The organism is Prevotella brunnea, from assembly GCF_008016795.1.
GTDB lineage: Bacteria > Bacteroidota > Bacteroidia > Bacteroidales > Bacteroidaceae > Prevotella > Prevotella brunnea.
This window is the reverse complement of record NZ_SDIK01000041.1, coordinates 1-17,740: the sequence shown is the minus strand read 5'-3', so window position 1 is coordinate 17,740 and position 17,740 is coordinate 1. Positions and strand designations below refer to the sequence as shown.

The 17,740-nt window shown below is 45.2% G+C and carries 17 protein-coding genes and 1 pseudogene; 16 read left to right on the top strand and 2 right to left on the bottom strand.

Annotation, left to right across the window (positions count from 1 at the left end; translation table 11 throughout):
* Positions 1–102: 102 nt before the first annotated feature.
* From ETF27_RS11705 to ETF27_RS05885, 4 genes and pseudogenes are all read left to right on the top strand, one after another.
* Positions 103–888 (top strand): annotated as a pseudogene (locus ETF27_RS11705) (site-specific integrase); the annotation flags it as partial.
* Positions 889–1,161 (top strand): hypothetical protein, encoded by a 273-nt coding sequence (locus ETF27_RS11260; RefSeq protein WP_162304002.1) that lies wholly within the window; start codon positions 889–891, stop codon positions 1,159–1,161.
* A 357-nt stretch (positions 1,162–1,518) separates the two neighbouring features.
* Positions 1,519–1,899: a hypothetical protein gene (locus ETF27_RS05890; RefSeq protein ID WP_130829373.1), complete on the top strand. Its 381-nt coding sequence runs from the start codon at positions 1,519–1,521 to the stop codon at positions 1,897–1,899.
* Between the two features lie 76 nt (positions 1,900–1,975).
* Positions 1,976–3,538, top strand: coding sequence for a relaxase/mobilization nuclease domain-containing protein (locus ETF27_RS05885; protein WP_130829375.1), 1,563 nt, complete (start codon positions 1,976–1,978; stop codon positions 3,536–3,538).
* A 306-nt stretch (positions 3,539–3,844) separates the two neighbouring features.
* On the opposite strand, the gene ETF27_RS11170 is transcribed toward ETF27_RS05885, so the two are convergent.
* Both ETF27_RS11170 and ETF27_RS05880 read right to left on the bottom strand, forming a co-directional pair.
* A complete protein-coding gene (locus tag ETF27_RS11170; RefSeq protein WP_158635980.1) occupies positions 3,845–4,018 on the bottom strand; it encodes a hypothetical protein in 174 nt (57 codons plus the stop codon).
* A 79-nt stretch (positions 4,019–4,097) separates the two neighbouring features.
* A complete protein-coding gene (locus ETF27_RS05880; RefSeq protein WP_130829377.1) occupies positions 4,098–7,253 on the bottom strand; it encodes a sacsin N-terminal ATP-binding-like domain-containing protein in 3,156 nt (1,051 codons plus the stop codon).
* 759 nt (positions 7,254–8,012) lie between these two features.
* On the opposite strand from ETF27_RS05880, the gene ETF27_RS05870 reads away from it, so the two are divergent.
* The 12 genes from ETF27_RS05870 to ETF27_RS05815 all read left to right on the top strand — a co-directional run.
* Positions 8,013–8,702 carry a ParA family protein gene (locus ETF27_RS05870; RefSeq protein ID WP_130829379.1) on the top strand — a complete coding sequence of 230 codons (690 nt, stop codon included), beginning with the start codon at positions 8,013–8,015 and terminating at the stop codon, positions 8,700–8,702.
* Positions 8,699–9,106, top strand: a complete 408-nt coding sequence (locus ETF27_RS05865) for a lipase (protein WP_130829381.1) — start codon at positions 8,699–8,701, stop codon at positions 9,104–9,106. Before ETF27_RS05870 ends, ETF27_RS05865 begins: the two co-directional genes overlap by 4 nt.
* Entirely contained in the window at positions 9,099–9,701 is a 603-nt protein-coding gene (locus tag ETF27_RS05860) for a DNA-binding protein (protein ID WP_130829383.1), read from the top strand. Before ETF27_RS05865 ends, ETF27_RS05860 begins: the two co-directional genes overlap by 8 nt.
* A 12-nt stretch (positions 9,702–9,713) precedes the next feature.
* Entirely contained in the window at positions 9,714–10,094 is a 381-nt protein-coding gene (locus tag ETF27_RS05855) for a hypothetical protein (protein WP_130829385.1), read from the top strand.
* A gap of 102 nt (positions 10,095–10,196) precedes the next feature.
* Positions 10,197–10,559 carry a DUF4134 domain-containing protein gene (locus ETF27_RS05850; protein WP_004347460.1) on the top strand — a complete coding sequence of 121 codons (363 nt, stop codon included), beginning with the start codon at positions 10,197–10,199 and terminating at the stop codon, positions 10,557–10,559.
* 61 nt (positions 10,560–10,620) lie between these two features.
* On the top strand, positions 10,621–10,899 hold the full coding sequence (locus ETF27_RS05845) for a DUF4133 domain-containing protein (protein ID WP_004342148.1): 279 nt from the start codon (positions 10,621–10,623) through the stop codon (positions 10,897–10,899).
* A 5-nt stretch (positions 10,900–10,904) separates the two neighbouring features.
* The gene (locus tag ETF27_RS05840; protein WP_130829387.1) at positions 10,905–13,784 is read left to right on the top strand and encodes a TraG family conjugative transposon ATPase; all 2,880 of its coding nucleotides are present in this window, start codon (positions 10,905–10,907) and stop codon (positions 13,782–13,784) included.
* Positions 13,772–14,500, top strand: a complete 729-nt coding sequence (locus tag ETF27_RS05835) for a hypothetical protein (protein ID WP_130829389.1) — start codon at positions 13,772–13,774, stop codon at positions 14,498–14,500. The genes ETF27_RS05840 and ETF27_RS05835 overlap by 13 nt, the downstream gene beginning before the upstream one ends.
* Before the next feature lie 13 nt (positions 14,501–14,513).
* Entirely contained in the window at positions 14,514–15,209 is a 696-nt protein-coding gene (locus ETF27_RS05830; protein WP_130829391.1) for a hypothetical protein, read from the top strand.
* Complete coding sequence (locus tag ETF27_RS05825; RefSeq protein WP_130829393.1) at positions 15,206–15,886, top strand: DUF5045 domain-containing protein; 681 nt, start codon at positions 15,206–15,208, stop codon at positions 15,884–15,886. Before ETF27_RS05830 ends, ETF27_RS05825 begins: the two co-directional genes overlap by 4 nt.
* Before the next feature lie 4 nt (positions 15,887–15,890).
* Positions 15,891–17,249, top strand: coding sequence for a hypothetical protein (locus ETF27_RS05820; RefSeq protein WP_130829395.1), 1,359 nt, complete (start codon positions 15,891–15,893; stop codon positions 17,247–17,249).
* Between the two features lie 17 nt (positions 17,250–17,266).
* Positions 17,267–17,740, top strand: a 474-nt coding sequence (locus ETF27_RS05815) for a conjugative transposon protein TraK (RefSeq protein WP_147785580.1), incomplete at its 3' end; no start/stop codon positions are given.

Below are 17,740 nucleotides of genomic sequence, written 5' to 3'. Positions count from 1 at the left end.
GGAGAATATATCAATTCAAAAACTTGAAAGAAAAGAATAAAATAACAGTGGAAGTACAGAGAAAGGAAAGATGAATTACACACTTTTAAGGACACTACCCAAGAAAACATACGTGAGGGTACACGCAAACACAAGATTTGCACATTGGAAGCTATCAGGCGTTTTGGTCAGATAAAAACCACAAAGGACTTAACGCGGGAAAATTTGGTAGCCTTTGACCAATGGCTTAGAGATGGCACCCGCTCTGATGTTGCAATCAATAACTATCACAAGAATTTTCGTATCTATACAAAGAGGCTTGCTACAGAAAATGTTATAGACGTTGATCCTTACAACTTGGTTAAATTTAAGCGAGGCAAATGTAAAGAACGTGAGCCGCTTTCTGAAACAGAATTGAAAAAAATCCGAACAATAAAACTGGAGGGAAAACTGGATAAGGTCAGAGATTTGTTTGTGTTCGCCGCCTATACTGGTTTGGCATATTGCGATGTTCAATCATTTAGCTTTGATACGATGACGGAACTGCAGGGAACATTGTATTATATTGATGGAAGCAGATTAAAGACTGGCTCTAAATTCTTCACTCCCATTCTCAAACCGGCAATGGAGGTGCTCAAAAAGTATGATTTCAAGTTGCCGAGAATATCCAATCAAAAGGCAAACGACTACCTGCATCTCATCCAGGCAGCCATGAAGCTCAACAAGAACTTGACCTTCCACATTGCCCGGCACTCGTTTGCGACGCTGGCTCTTGCCCACGACGTGCCCATAGAGAATGTCGCACGCATGTTGGGGCATCAGAACATCCGGACCACGCAGATTTATGCGAAGGTGCTGAAATCGACCATCGAGCGACATGCGGTAAACCTCCAGAAGGCAATCAGATGAATGATGAATAAATCTCACACCCACATAGAGCCACACCTCCCACTTCGAGGTATGGTTTTATGTTTTACGCTCCATCAGATAATTCACCAAGTAGGCAATGCCACCAAAAATCATCCACAAGACATACAAAAAACCTTTAATCACCCAACCTATCAGCTGGAAGATGGCCCTAAGCATGATATATACGAAGAGAAACACTTGCATCTTAAAACATTATTAGTCCTACTAAAGGTAGGAAAAATAACTGAGAAAAGCAAGAAAAAAGCCATCTAAAACATTGATTATCAGTAGTTTTTTTGTGGTTATATATTCTCGTAATGTCACTATTTCACGGCATCGGATTTTCGTCTTTTCTCGAAGCAGCGGACTCGTGACTTCGGTTTATCCCAATATCGACAAATCGGGATTTCGATATTCCAATTTCACGAAAACTCTTTTATTGAAAAAAGGGCGAGGGACATTGCAACTCATCATTTCTTGCTAACTTTATTACAGACAAGCAAGTGGCGGGACTACATTTCCCTAACGGAGTTTGGGTAGCAAGTTGTACTTTTGTGCGGACAAAAGTGACTTGCCAACTCTGTCAAGTTGGGGATTATTCTTCGCAACTCAGAATATAAACAGAAGAATATGGAACGGAAAACGAAAAGACTCTGGATAAGGATTTCAGCACAGGATGCCGAACTGATTAAGCAGAAAGCGGCCAACTACAAGACGGTCAGCAGTATGATATGGGATGCCATCAAACAATTTGACGACACGGGAACAAAGCGGAAGATAGCCGCACTCAACGAGATGACAGCCCTTTACAAGAAGTATCAGCAGGACTTGGCATGGATGGGCGGCAACTTCAATCAGCTGGTCAAGCGTGCCAACGAACTGGCGATAGCCAATGAGCTGACACTTCCCTATTTTGAGAAAGTGCTTTACCCTCAAATCATGGAGCTGCAAAAACTCTTAACAGCGGTAAAACAGGAACAGCATCAAATAGTCAAACGATTAACACGATAAAGCGGAAAGCAGTTATCGGTAAATACCGATTTACCGTTTCCATCTTCTCACGATAACGCAAAAGCACAAAAAAACGATGATAGCAACCATACTTCCCTCCAGCACAAATTTCCATGCCGTCGAGTACAACGAGCGAAAAGTAGCCAAAGGCCAGGCAGTACTCCTTGAAATGAAGAACTTCGGTTATGTGGGAGCCGCTGATGGCTACACTCCCGAACAGCTGCAACAATACCTGATTGATTATTCGGCAAGAAACGAGCATATCCGCAAGGCTCAGTTCCATGTGGCCATCTCCTGCCGGGGACATGAATATTCTCAAGAGCAACTTTTGGATATTGCCCACCAGTATCTTCACGAAATGGACTATGATGATGAGGGGCAGCCGCTTCTTATCTATGCGCACAATGACACCGACAACAATCACCTGCACATCATCACCAGCCGGGTGAATCCCAATGGCCAGAAAATAGACCACAACCACGAGCGCATCCGATCGCAGGAGGCCATCAACAAAATTGTTGGCGAAGATGAGGAATTGCGTGCTGATTTGTTTTTGAAGGAGGCCCTTAGTTACAAGTTCAATTCGCTTACACAATTCAAAGCCATCATGGAGGCATCTGGCTATGAATGTTTCGAGCGTGACAGCAACCTCGAAATTGCACGTGGCGGACGGGTACGAACAAAAATCGGAATGGAAGATTTGACCGCAAAATTCTCTGTTATTGATGAAAAGAAAACCTACAAACGTCGTAGGCAACTGGGGGCTGTTATGAAAAAGTATCGCAACATGGTTGCCAGCCGCAGTGAACTGTCAGACATCTTGCAAAAGAAGTTTGGTGTATCGCTCGTTTTCTTTGGTTCAAAGGACAAACCATACGGTTACATGATAGTAGATCACTCCAAACAAACGGTGTATAAAGGTGGCAGTGTGCTCTCTATCAAACAACTGCAACACTTCATGAGCGAAAAAGAACGAATCAATAAGGTAGAGCTCTACGTGGATGCCATGCTGGAGGATAATCCCCGGATGATTGCTTACGAACTCAACAGAATGTTATGGCGACAGTATGGTACTCGCATTTCCAAAGGCCGTTTCAGGCTGCTCAATGGCAGGGAGGTCGCCCTGATCGATAGTGTGCAAAAGGTATTAAAATTCAACTTTATGTTGCACTGTGTCCAGGCCTTTTGCCCCACCAACGAGGTGGAGCGTGATATACTCTGTCGTATCTGGAAGATTGAAAATCCCTACCTTATTTATATAGATCCTCACAGCAAACCCAACAATGGCTTTGCCGTAGAAGTGCTGAACAATCTGGCTGCATCAACCGAGAAGCAAGACTTGTGGGCAGCATTAAAAGAAAATCATCTTGCCATTTTCAGACAAGGTGACGAATACTATTGTGTCGATTTCTCGTACAAGTGCATTTTTAACTTGGCTTCAGAAGGTATTAACTTCAAAGCCTTGCTCCCAGTTCTGCAAGTGCTCCAACCTATGCCGGCCCAAAGTTCCCGCCATTCTAATAATATTCTGGGTAACGTCCTTTTGCATCAGACATCGGTTTCCGACCGTAATGCCGAATGGGAAGTGGGTGACAATGGTGGTTATGTGGTGGATGGAGAGTGGAAATTGAAAAGATAGATAAACCCAAATCGGTCATTAGAAAATTTTGCTTTCATTTTGTCTTGAAATAGAATGAAAGATGCATATTGTGTTAGTATATAGATGCTATAACGATGGAACAGCCTGCTATAATCTGACTTTTTGCACGAAAAATCTCTAATGACCGATTTGGGATAAAACCTTTGTACAATCTTTGCAAAATTTCCTTTCTACTCCTCATTTCGTTTGGAAATATTATCCCCACAATAGCCTATTCATTCGTGATGGGTTTCAGCGAAAGATAGTTGTTTCCCGAATTACTGTTCGGGCAGCCTCTTCAAAGGGCTAACTGTTGGAATGTACGACAGGATAGAAATCCACAATACCCAATCCTGTGAAATCATCGAAGCGTGGTGTCTGTGCGAAATGATCATCTATTTTTATGGCGTACTCCATATTAGAGGAGAAATCATTGCTCCTTTCGAGTCTCCGATACCATGCTGCTTGTACCCGACTCATCAATATAACCAATATAAACTTTGGGGCTAACCAGGCCTATCGTTTTTTGGGGATTTATCCCAGAAAGTAACAACATATATTACTTGCTTTTTACATTTCTCTCACCATCAATCACGTATCTAATCCGCTCTATGAGATTATAGAAGTCAGGTGTACCACTTGGCTCAACCAACTTCTGAGGAACAACTAAACTATACCCCCCTCCGATATGAGGGCGGTCTTTGATGTCTTGAACGCTATCGATACACCACTCATTGCGCTTACCAATATCATGCAAAACTTTGGTATGCCTGATACAAGTCTCCAAATCGTCATATTTACGAACAGCAATATCTTCAGCCTTCTTCCATGTCATATCTACTATACAAAGCGAGTAGCGTTCCTTCTGCTCTACTGATGTTTTGAATTGGAGGGCTGACATTTCCACAGAATCGCTGGTACTCCATCGAGACTTGACTTCGATATAATACACCACTTTATCACCTAGCCAGACCTTATAGTCTTGACCACCTTGCTGATCACAAACCTCGACTTCTAATTGTTTGTTGCTGATAGCATCTTGTAATTTCTCTAGAAGAAGTTTCTCTGCAAAATTACCTAATTCACGGATGAAATCTTTATGACGATTCTCATAATCTTTTTGAGCCAAGGTATTCCGACCAGCATCAATAATCTCCTGCATCCTAGGATCATCGGCGAGTTCAGCCAGCGACTTAATCTTAGTTTTATCTTTCAAGAGTGTATATACGTTAGGCAAATCTTTATCGTCAATGCGGTGGAGGAAGATTTCAGCCTTATTCTTATTGATATTAGTGAACCAATCTTCCCAGTTCTCATCCTTGCTATCAAGATGCTTGATAATTTCAAGAGTAACTTCAGAACTATAGTTCGATTCTTGAAGGGCATCATCAATAGGACGGGCGACATTCTCTTTAATTTTATCCTTTGTGAACTTTTCAAAGTCTTTGAAGCAGAGGTCAACCCACTTATCACGTATATCTTCTCCCTTTACCCGTTTGTAATATGAACTCAAGTCATCAATATCCTCGGCTTTATATGTTTCACTCTCGGCCAACACATGCAGTGTATCCCACTTACAGAGTTTGCCATTCTGATTAGGGAATATCGCATAATCCTGCATGGTCTTCTGATAGGCAGTTGGACGTTCCTTGTTAGAGAGTGCATTCAAAAGTTGATACAATGTTTTATGATTTTGTTCGTACCATTTAGCATTTTCCGTTGCTGCAAGTTCTATCTGCTTAAATTGCCATTTGACGAGGGAATCGAACACCACATTATACATCAGCTGCTCCTTGTCCACATCACCAAGATGCGGAACATGATTAAGCTGCAGTTGCTTATTGTGCATACCACAGATGATCATCATGGCTTTGTAACGTGTATTGCCTGGAGTAGACGTTGGGAAAGTCATGCAGAAATCTATAACAGCTTCTAAGTTATCTCTGTAAGGCTTAGTCTTCATCTCTTCGGCGCTCACAAAACCACTAAGTGCAGTCTTCAAATCTTCGCGTGTTGGCGATACCCATTCATCGTAAACCTTGGCGTATTGTTCGTCCACCAACTGATTGGTAAAATCTGGCACTAATGGTTTGATGACCATATAGAGGTTGCCGGGTATATTCTCACCATTTCGCAGATTGTTAATCGGACAAAGTACACCTTCTCGATTTGGAATTATAGCCTTACGAAAATGCTCCGTTTGTCCACTCTCCTTCAAGTACATTAGGAACTCCAGTAAACTAGTCTTATCATTGTGTTCTATAATATTGTTGACGATATCTTCTACCGACACAACCCATTCCCTTTTTTCAGGATCCCATCCAAAGACAATGTCACTCCAATCAAGAATTTCTTCCATTTTCGGTAAGCAGGAAACCTTGCTGGCATAATCATAAATAACTTTCAGGTATTTTTCATGGCCTTCCTTTCTCAGAAACTCTACAATGGTATGGTCAAGAACCTTAATTTTGTCAGTTTGACTGATACTTACATGTTCATTTGTCGTTTCAATGAAGGGAATAGACTGAAATTCGTTCACCCATTTAGTGTGAAGCGACTTGAAGTATTCTACCATCGCAGGTTTCATAGCGGTTGTCTCAAAGCCGACTGGTGCCAAAGTAATACTCCCCGATATATTCGCACTATGTTTCCTTAAATACTCAAACAGCATTGTGCACATCTCATCAATCAACGCTACATCAGCATCAATCTTATTTTGGTGTTCACTATTTCCATCCGGTAATACAATTAGGTCACGAGGTTCGGTAGGGAAAAATTTTTCCGAGTGAAATATATAGTTAATTCTATGTTGCTCGGTTCCTAATAGTGGAAAGAAGATGAAGAAACGAGGAACATTGTTCAGTTTCTTAGCCTCGGTTGCTTGACATAGAGGTAGAATAACTATTTCCTTACCATCCTCCGATTGCAAATAGAATACATCTATCGGCTTCCGGTCTTTCCAAATTCTCTTACAGTGAAGTCCTTCTGTATCTTGTTCGTTCTCTTTGCGGAAGTCAATTCTCGTCCCATCTTCCAGCTGTATTGTACACTGCTCAATACGTTCATTGATTGTCATTACATACGGCATCAATTCGATAGCTGCTTCTACTCCTGTTCTTGCAGCCTCTTTTCTGTCTGAACGGTCTAAATGGTACAAGAATACTGTTTCCTGCTCTGCTGTTGCAGTTGTCTCTCTATCCAACAATTCGTCCAACCTACTTAATTGATTTGTCATTGATTCAATCATACCAGAGAGGTCATCCGAACTACGATCGATGACAAAACCTTTCCCATCAGAAGATTCCAAAGAGACATATAATCCCTCAGCAACTTCATAGGATCCAAACAATTCAAGCACTCGGCTGAACTTATGAGTGGTCATAAAACCCGTACCAAACTGCCCAGCGGCATCAGGATCTTCTTTCTCCTTGGACGACACCTGCTTTATGAGTGAACTCAGACTATCAAAATTAAAAGGTCGGCCGTTATGCGCAAATATTAACTTATCCTCATATAGTTCAATGCGGATATGAGAATGTCGAGAAAGGTCACGTGCATTCTGTACCAATTCCCAGATAGCACGATGAGCCGTGCTATCATCAAACTTGCCAATACCTTGCAATATCTTTTGGCAATGTTGCTTGTTATCTTGCCTCCGTGCCTTCTCCTTGTTCAGTTTTTGTATTTCCAACTTTTGGATGTTCCCTAATGCCATTGTAGTAATTGATTATTATTCCTTATATCTTTACTTGTAGTTATTTTCTCAATCAGTGAGATGAGCTCGTTAGTTACGTTACTGCTACCCTGCATCGCTGTGATGGCCTTGCCAAAGTCCATCGCTATACGTAAATCGACAATTAGCTGCTCCACCTCACTCACACATTGAGATAGTCCACTCAACTATCGTTGCTCTGCCTCTATCTTTTGTTTTAACTCTGAGATTTGGCTTTCAATGGTTTGCCGCGCCATCACTGAAATCGACAGCATCATGGTACATACAACAACAAATAGTTTCTCCATAGCAGGAAAGTTATGATAATGATAGTTAATTTCCAAAGACAAAGATACGATATTCTTTGTATATCATCCGTTTACTACCCTAAAAAATTCCACCCCTCATATTCGTCACCCCCTTGAAAATCATCGACCGTTAATCTATCTTAATCTTTATTTTGTGCTTGATTTTAGGGCAATCCCCACACATCATATTCTCTAATCATACGTCTTATTACATTTACACAAAGGCACATTAACCATCTATCAATGAGGCTCTTCACGGCAACAAAGCCACTTGCAAGTATAAAACAAAAACACTATCTTTGTCCATGATTTCACGATTTAGCATCTTCCTCTTTTACCTAACTCGCAAGATGCCTATTTCACGAAATAATGCTACTGGGACCCAACTCCATTTGATAACCGGCCTTCCAAAAAGGAGTTTGTTATTATCACACAACTAATAACAACTTCGACAATGAGAGACAACATCATGATCACCTTTGCCAATCAGAAGGGCGGTGTCGGTAAGACTACGCTCTGCACCATGTTCGCCGATTACCTGGCGGCAAAGGGAGAAAGCGTACTCGTTGTGGATTTTGACCGACAGCAGACCATTTACTCCAAACGAAAGGAGGATGTAGAGAAATATAGAGGAGTACGTTTGCCTTATACCGTACAGCCTTTCGACATCAAAGACACCAATAACGTCAGGGAGTTTCTTACCAGTCTGCGCGAGGGTTACAAAGGCATCGTGCTGATGGATACACCCGGCAACCTGTCGCAACAGGGATTGGTGCCTATCTTTGCCCTCAGTCATTACATCGTATGCCCCTATCAGTTCGAGGCAACTTCCATCAATTCCACCGCTACTTTCATCGGCTTCATCGCCAAGCTCCAACGTATGCTGCCCATCATGAAGTGCCAGTTCGTCTTCGTGGTTAATAAATGGGACAAACGGTATGGCAAGAAAGCGGAACTGGAGCTATGGGATAAAACGGAGGAAAAGCTACGCCACTTCGGACTGGTTACGCCACGCATAGAAGTCAAGGCGGATCTGCAACGATACAACACCATCGAACTGATGGGACCACAAAAGGACATCGTATCACCTACCTTCGACTTTATGTATCAACAGATATTCAAACCTAAAGAGCAGACAAAATGAAAGTAGACATTCTCCATTCGCAGACGCTGCCTACCAACGACCTGCTTAACCTACCCGATATAGACGGGGTGTTTAATGAGGTGAAAGAACCATCTGTTCCACAACCTTCGCAAACTGCGCCCAAGACAGTGCAGCCCAACATCCACAAGTCTGATGACAGTTGGCAGCTCTTCCAGCTGTATGCAAAACAATACGGCTACCGTGTCAAGAAGTACGATCGCAAGAACTACGAGATAGACAACGAGGTGGTGGAGCTGTTGAAGCTCTGCAATATCAACAATATGTCGGTTACCGATATCATCAATGCCGCCCTCCGTGCCTTTATCGGCACCAACAGTGGCTACCTCAAAGAGTTTCTACGCCGTAACGATTATATTGTCAATAACCTTCAAAATCATGTATAGGCAAAATATTATCTGGACCGTATCAATGGTGGATTTCCTTATCGACCACCACAAGGAGATGAACAATACCGCTTTAGCAGAACATTTGAGTATTTCTCTGAGCTGCCTACGGCGGAAGTTGCATGAGTTGGGCTTGCGTAAACGCCCTGTCACCAAGGCGATGGCGGCGGCTGACACGGTCAGGCGGTTATATAACAATCACTCTCATAGTGAGATAGCACATCTTACAGGTATATCTACTAGGTCGGTTTCACGAATCGTTAAGATGTACCACCTTGAAAGAACGGCAGACGAAACCCGACAGATACGGTCGCGCAGCAGGAAGAGTATCATCAAACGGGAGAAGGCCCGCGTGTTGTTCGGACTACCACAAAAAACAAACATCAAGGTGGTGGGCAACAAGAAACGTGTAGTCTTGAAGAGCATCCTGAAATCGTATGGCTATCTGACCATTCCTGGCCATAACACCTTATATTATAATGAACAGCTGAAGCGCAGACCGATCCGTGAGAGCAATGGGCAGAAGCTGGGATTGCAGTTTCAGCCAATGAGTGTCTATCTTGCCATGTCGGTTCAATGCCCATCGTTCACTTAATGCCTATTGCGTATGAGTTTTCAAATATTCCTCGGCTTTATTGTGGCTTGCTACCTCTGCTATTACTTGGGTACGGTGGCCTACGACCTGCTGGCAAACAGAAAGCGTGCTACCAGCGAAGACGATAAGGTACAGGAAGAAGCCATTGACATCTCCGATGAAGTAAGGGAATTTACGCCTATCCTTATCACTCGCCCCATCATCAACAAACAGAAGACAGCTGCCCTGAAACGAAAGCAGACAGCAGAGCTCTTGATGACCGGCGGTATTGAAGTAAACAACCTGCTGGTCAAGGTGGAAGACCTGTCGAAAGACGGTGAAAACAGCGAACTGGGCAGCTTGCTTGCCAAATGGAAGGAGTTTGATCCCGAAAGAGGGGACATTTCTCCATAAAACATACCAACTTTTTATCTTTAAATTTCAGACCTAGCACTTTAACTTGTTTGACTTTCGGCTTTAACATGGAATTGAATTTCAAATTTAATCCATTCGATTATGTCACAATTGAGAAAACAAGCAGTAAAATGCGTGGGACGTGCTTGGAGTTTTGCGAAGTGTCAGTCTTTGAAATTAGCAGTAAGCGTGGGAATGTTCGCCATGAGTACTGGAACAATGCTGGCCAACAGCAAGGGTGCTGGCGGATTTTCCAAAGCTACCACGGAGATCTCTTCGTACCAGACCCCTGTTTCCAACCTGATGAAGGCCATCGCAGCCGTCATCGTGTTAGTAGGAGCGTTCAATGTGTATTTCAAGATGCAGAACGGCGACCAGGACGTGAAAAAGACTATCATGCTCACCATCGGTGGCTGTGTGGCTTTCATCGCCATGTCGGAAGCTCTTCCGCTCTTCTTCAAGTAATCAATCGGTGGGAGCCGGACCTGCAACCAAGCGTTTGGCTCCTACCAAATTTCAAAGTTTTATGGAAGATTTCTTTCCTATATACAAAGGCATACAGAAACCGTTGGAGTTCATGGGCATCAGAGGGCGTTTCCTAACCTTTGCCGCCATTGCCATCGGTGTATCCTTTCTCGGTTTCATCCTTTTTTCCATCATCCTGGGCAAGCTGGCTGGCTTTATTGCCATGATTGTCCTTGCCCTTGTCGGACTGGCCACCATCTACATACGGCAGCGAAATGGGCTTCACGCCAAGCATCGGAATAAGGGTATTTACATCTATCATGGGATTTTCAAACACTAACGGTTATGGCACAGCAAAGAAAACCTTTCGATAAACTTTTCTCCCAGTTGCAAGACATCAGGGATAAGGACGGGAAACTGCTCAATACGGTGCTCTGGTCCCAGAAGGGGAATCCGTCCGTACTCTTCGAGATTGAGAATCCCGTGCAGCAATATTGTACCGATGCTGATCTATATTGCCTCTTCCAGGACGTACTGGCCAACATTATAAAGACACTCGGTGAGGGGTATGCCCTACAAAAACAGGACATCTTCTGCAAGCAGGAGTATCACCATGAGCCGGAGGGAGAACAGGAGTTCCTGACCGAAAGTTACTTCAACTACTTCGAGGGACGGGAATATACCGACATACGCACCTTCCTCATCGTTACGCAGGAGTGTGCGCACAATGCTTTCGTGAAATACGACGCCAAACGATGGGAGGACTTCCATGTCAAAGTAGCCAAGGTAGCTGACATTCTGCAAGAGAAAGGTATTGCCCACCGCAAGCTGAGTAAGTCGGAAATAGACGAGTATCTTCACCGCTTTATGGCATTCCGGTTCAAGCAGGGTCCATTCTCCATGACCAATTTCAAGTGTTCTGACGAGAACCTGAAGATAGGCGACCGGACGGTAAAGTCTTTTCCCTGGGTGGATATAGATGAAATCAATATGCCCAACTTCGTGAGGCCGTTCCTTTCGGTCAACATCAACGGCACCTACATTGCCACTGACCTCTTTTCTTTCCTAACGGAGATACCTTATACTGACTGTGTCATCTACAATCAGGTCATACAAATACCTGCCCAGCGCAGGCTTATGCGCAAGCTGCAAAGCAAGGCGAAGCGCCACGGATCCATGCCCGATCCATCCAACCGCATCGCCAAAGAAGATATAGAACGGCTGTTGGACACACTGGCTGTGGATAGCAAGCTGATGGTTTATACCAATTTCAATATCCTCGTCAGTTGTCCGCACGACAAGATAACGCCGGTTACATCGTACATCGAGACGAAACTCTACGACTGTGCCATCATGCCCTCTCGCTCGGCTTATAACCAGCTGGAGCTCTTCACGTGCAGCTTTCCTGGCAATGGCTATGCCTTCAATCCTGATTACGACCTTTTTCTTACGCTGTCGGACGCAGCGCTCTGCCTATGCTTTAAGGAGCATCTGAAACATTCTGAGGAAACGCCGCTCAAAACCTATTATACAGACAGGCAGGGACTTCCTGTGGCGATAGACATTACCGGCAAGGAGGGAGTACACAAGTACACTGACAATGCTAATTTTTTCTGTATCGGACCCAGTGGCAGCGGTAAGAGCTTCCACATGAATAGTGTGGTGCGCCAGCTTCTGGAGCAGAATACGGATGTGGTGATGGTAGATACTGGAGATAGCTACGAGGGTATATGCAGCTACTTCGGTGGCACCTATATCACCTACTCCAAAGAGCATCCCATCTCCATGAATCCGTTTAAGATTACGAAGACGGAATACCGACAGAACTTCGGGGAGAAGAAGAACTTTCTCAAATCGCTTATTTTTCTCATCTACAAGGGAAGCGAGATGCCTTCAAAGATTGAAGATGCCATCATCAATCAGGTCATCGTGGAGTATTATGACGCTTTCTTCCACCCCTTCCGTGGTTTTTCCGCAGAAGAGAAAGATAGGTTGCGACACCGGCTCTTGCTGGAGGATAAAAAGAACGGTGAATATGAGAAGTATGGTGAGAAGGTGGAACATAGCTACTATCAAGATTTTGAGGGATATCAGGGAAACACTTCTGCAAGTGTCAATGCAGAAAACAGAGATACCATCTTTTCTGAAGCCGAGGTTGCGCATCACATCAAGGCAAAACGTCAGGTAGAAAAGCTGCATGCTCTGGTCAATGACCAAGCTGCGACAGAGGGTGAGAAGGTGGCTGCTAACCGTCAACTCATGCGCCTCATGGCTGAGGTAATCGAAGGCAGCTACCTCATGCGCATCGAACAGAAAATCGAGAAGATGGAGCAGCGCAGACGTAAGATGACGGTCAGGAAGCTGTCCTTCAACACTTTCTATGAATATGCGCTGGAACGTATTCCACAACTGATGACCGAAAAGAAGATAGCCTTCAACATTGACAACTTTGCTGCTATTCTCGAACAGTTCTACCGTGGTGGCGAGCTGGAGTGCACGCTGAACAACGATCTGGAACAGTCACTCTTCGATGAACGGTTTATTGTCTTTGAGATTGACAAAATCAAAGATGACCCTGTGCTGTTCCCTATCGTGGTGCTCATCATCATGGATGTGTTTCTCCAGAAGATGCGTATCAAGAAAGGCCGAAAGGCTCTCATCATCGAAGAGGCATGGAAAGCTATCGCCTCGCCTACGATGGCAGAATATATCAAGTATCTCTACAAGACGGTGCGTAAGTTCCACGGCATCGCCGGTGTAGTGACACAGGAACTGAACGACGTGATTGATTCTCCCATTGTCAAGGAGGCTATCATCAACAACAGCGACGTGAAAATTCTGCTTGATCAGGCCAAATTCAAGGATCGGTACGATGACATTGCGGCTATCCTCGGACTGACAGCGGTTCAACGACAGCAGATCTTCACCATCAACAGTCTTAACAACCACGAGGGGCGGAATTACTTCAAGGAGGTATGGATATGCCGTGGACAGGTATCGGATGTGTATGGTGTGGAAGAACCGCCTGAATGTTACTGGGCCTACACCACGGAACGGGCGGAAAAGGAAGCCCTCAAGATTTACACGAAGCATTATGGTGGTAACATCCAACGGGCCATCACAGAGATAGAGAAAGACCGCAGAAAGGCAGGGATAAGCAAATATCTCGATTTCGCGCGGCATGTCAACGAACATCAAAACATTATGAGCTTATGGAAAAGTTAAGGTTAATTTTCGTTCTGGCGATGCTCCTTGCCTCGCTGAACATTCGGGCTGGCTGGCGTGTGGTGATAGACAAGAAAACCACGGCCGCCGTTATGTCCAATGCTGCTTCGCAGAAACTCATAGAGGACAGGCACAACGGGCGTCTGGATTCCATCAATACCAAGCAAGAGAAGCTGATGAAATATACCGCTACGATGGCAAGCATCAAGGAACTTTACCAACTCTCCATGCAGAACATCACTGGTTTTGGGGAAGAAAGCAGATACTACGGTGAAATCGTCTCGCTCACAGCCAGCATCTTCAAGGATGTGCCCATCGTGCTGAAACAGCTCGGCAAGTCACCGGGCAAGAACTATGTGGTATGCCTCAATGAGATGACCAATCTCGTGTCCGAGACGCAAGGACTGGTACACGACTTTGTGGATATTGTAAACAACGGCAAGGTACGCAATCCTTTGGACACGGCCAAAGATGACAGCAAGGACGACGGATATAACCTGCTCAACCGCTATGAGCGGCTGACGATGGCCAACAAGATCTACAGTCGTCTGCTTGAAATCCACTATAAGCTGGAGGTTATGGTGATGATGTGCCAGTTCGGTAACAACTGGGGGGATGTGCTCATGGCCATTGACGTGGAGTCGTGGGCTGCCTATATCACGGCTCAAAACTCCGTTGACGGGTTGATTGATAACTGGAACGGCTTGGGTGTCTAAAAAAGTTTGGCTTATGAAAAAGGCATGGAATATAAAAAGATATGGGCTGTTGTTATGGTGCTTCATGGTAGCAGCTCCCATCTTTGCCGATGTTATACCGACGCCGAGGGATCCGCTAACCATTGAAGCCCTTATCAGTCTGCATAAACTCATCAAGGGTGAAGAGGACAAGGCCTTGGCAAAGGTGGCAACGAGTTTTGGTGAACAGAGCATCATCACAAAGGGTGCTACCAAGTTCAATGATGTCAGAACGACCTTGGACAGTAAATTGAATAATGGCTATTCCTACGTCATCTTAGCCAGCGCATTGGGTTCGACAGTCAACAGCATGTATCGCTTGATACAGGAGTACTCCCAGTTTACACGCTCCACTTTTCAATATACCTCCAAGAAGCCGATGGTGGCATGGTACTATACAGAAGCGAATATGGCTTGTGCAAGAGAAATCAAAAACATCAAAGCCCTTTATGCATCGCTTGCCGCCAGCGGTGTCAATGTAATGAAGGCCTCGATGGACGAGAAGCTTCACCTTATCATGGAGTTGAAGACTTCCATAGAAAACATGAGAGGTATCATCGACGGTGCCAACGTCTGGTGTAGCATCATTACCGTCGGCGGGGTCAGATACGATTATATTTGGGACATCCTCAACAGTGAGGTGACGGACAAAATAGCAGAAGGAGTAATTAACAAATGGAACGGTATATGAGAAAATTTCTATTCATCATGGCAGGGTTACTTTATCTTTCACTGTCTGCATTTGCACAGCATCCGACCTACGATGACCAGAAGGAAAAGCAGTGGAAGTCGATGGAGAACGGACCATGGGACTTTGCTCCTGCATGGTATTATTACTTATTACACAAGAAATATAGCGGTGGTGAGGCTTACTGGCAATGGAGATTTCTCAAATCTGGCTGGAGAGTCAGGTTTAAGGAAAGTAAGTCCAGCGTGAAACGCATCATGCCCACTCGTATCACCGCCGAAGAGACGCAACGACAGAAGATGAAGGAAACCGAGCATGAACGTGCGAAGATAGAAGAACTCTACAAGGAGGAAGTGACGCGTGCCGCTGACAGGAATGTCGATCTGGTTTATTCCTCCTTCAAAGCCGACTTCGAACGCATGCAGAAATCTATTTCCGACGGACTGCTCTTCTGTATGCAGAGGAGCAGCGGCAAACTGAAATTTCAGGTCGATGAACTGACCCGGCAGAACGAGATGATTTGCCAGGATATAGCCTATATCCACCGGACGGGTGTGGGATATGAACTTGAAAACGCCAAACGGCAGAAAGCCTACCAACAATATAAGAAACAGATGGAGGAAATTGTCAGTCGCGTGGCACATCTTGTAGGCATGGCGCAAAACTATTACAAACGATAAAATTATGGTTACAGATATTTTGATGAATATTGCAAGTCAGCTACTCACCATGGGACTGCCCTCTATTGACCAAAGCCTTGAGAAGCTGCTGGTGGCGATGGAGACTTTTCCGAAGTCGGCGGTGCTGGGCAACACCGTGGGCTACGCCCGTGTCATAGGCTTGTGCCTCGCCCTTTGTGTGGGTTCCTACGAGTGCTGGATGATGATGCTTGGACGTAGGGCGATGGACGTAATGAAACTTCTCCGCATCGTGGGACTGTCCATCTGCATCACTTACAGTTCTTGGATCTGTCAGGAACTGACCCGACCGGGCAAAGCGTTGGAGGCGACCACCAAACAGATGGCGAGCAGCAAGAACAAGGAAGTGGCTGCGCTGGAACTCAAAGTAGCACAGAAGCAGTCGGACTATCTCAAACGACTCCGCCAGGTGCAGGACAGTATTGAGACAGCGAAGCAGGTACAGACCATCGGGGAGGATGCCCATTGGTGGGATAAGCTCATCTACAACATGGAAAATCTGGGCACGACCATCAACAACTATGCGCAGCGAGCCACCGTAGCTGCTGAGACAAAGGTGTCGGAATGGATAAACGACGTGATACGCTTCATCGGTGAACTGATATTCCAGATGTCGTATTATGGCATCTTGGTAGCCCAGCGTATTTTCATGGCTATACTGGCCACATTTGCCCCCATCATGTTCGCCCTCTCGATAGTACCTCCATGGAGCAGTGCATGGTCGCAATGGATCAGCAAATATCTGTCCTTGTCGCTATGGGGATTTGTCACCTATATGTGCCTGTACTATATCGACTTCATCCTGATGTATAACCTCGGCGAGGACCTCAATGCCTATGGCAGGCTTCTGCAGGGGCAGGTGAACTCTTGGGGACAGATAGGCGCTTTGGGCATTCAGGGCATTGGCTCCAACTGCATGTATGCTATGGGTATGCTGGTGGGTGCCTATATCATCCGTTTCGTCCCTGAAGTGGCATCATGGCTAATTCCAGGGGGTGTGAGTTCAAGTGCTGGCAGTGCAGCCGGAGGTGTCGTAGCAGGAGCCGTGGGCGGAGCTGTGGGCAGTGCCGCTTCTACTGGAGTGGGTATCGCTTCAGTGGCTACACCAATGGCGGGTTCGGCGGTATCTGGTGCGGCGCATCTTGGCGCAGCTGGTATGGCAGGAGCTGTGAGCGGCGCAAGTGGCTATTCCGATGGCGGAGTGGCTACTATGGCTGGAGTCATGGGAGGCGCTGCCTCGGGGATGGCGAAGGAGGCCAAACACATGTTCACAGAAAGCTCTGCTGGCAAGGCGGCATCGAAGATGGGCAGCTCCATGAGAGATTCTTACAACAGAGGAAAATAAACTAAAAACGACAGAATATGTTAATACAAAGTTTGGAACAGAAAACAAGGCTCGCACTGACAACTGTACTGCTGACCATCATCGGCAGTACGGTGGTCTGTGCCTGCTGCATCTTCTACTGTGCCAAGTTGGTAACGGAAGAGCGTAATCAGATTTATGTCCTCGATGGCGACATTCCTTTTCTCGCTGAAAGGAGTAAGCAAGAGGCGAATTTTGTCATGGAGGCAAAAGCACACATCCAGCTCTTCCATCAGTATTTCTTCAATCTACCACCCGATGACGACTATATCAAATGGACACTGTCCAAAGCCATGTATATGGCGGACGGTACGGCACTGAAACAGAAACAGGCGATGGAGGAAAACGGTTTTTACTCGGACATTGTCTCTTCTTCGGCCGTGTGCATGATCATCTGTGACTCCATCAAACTAGACGAACACACTCGGAAGTTCAAATACTACGGTACGCAGATTATTAAATATTACTGTCCG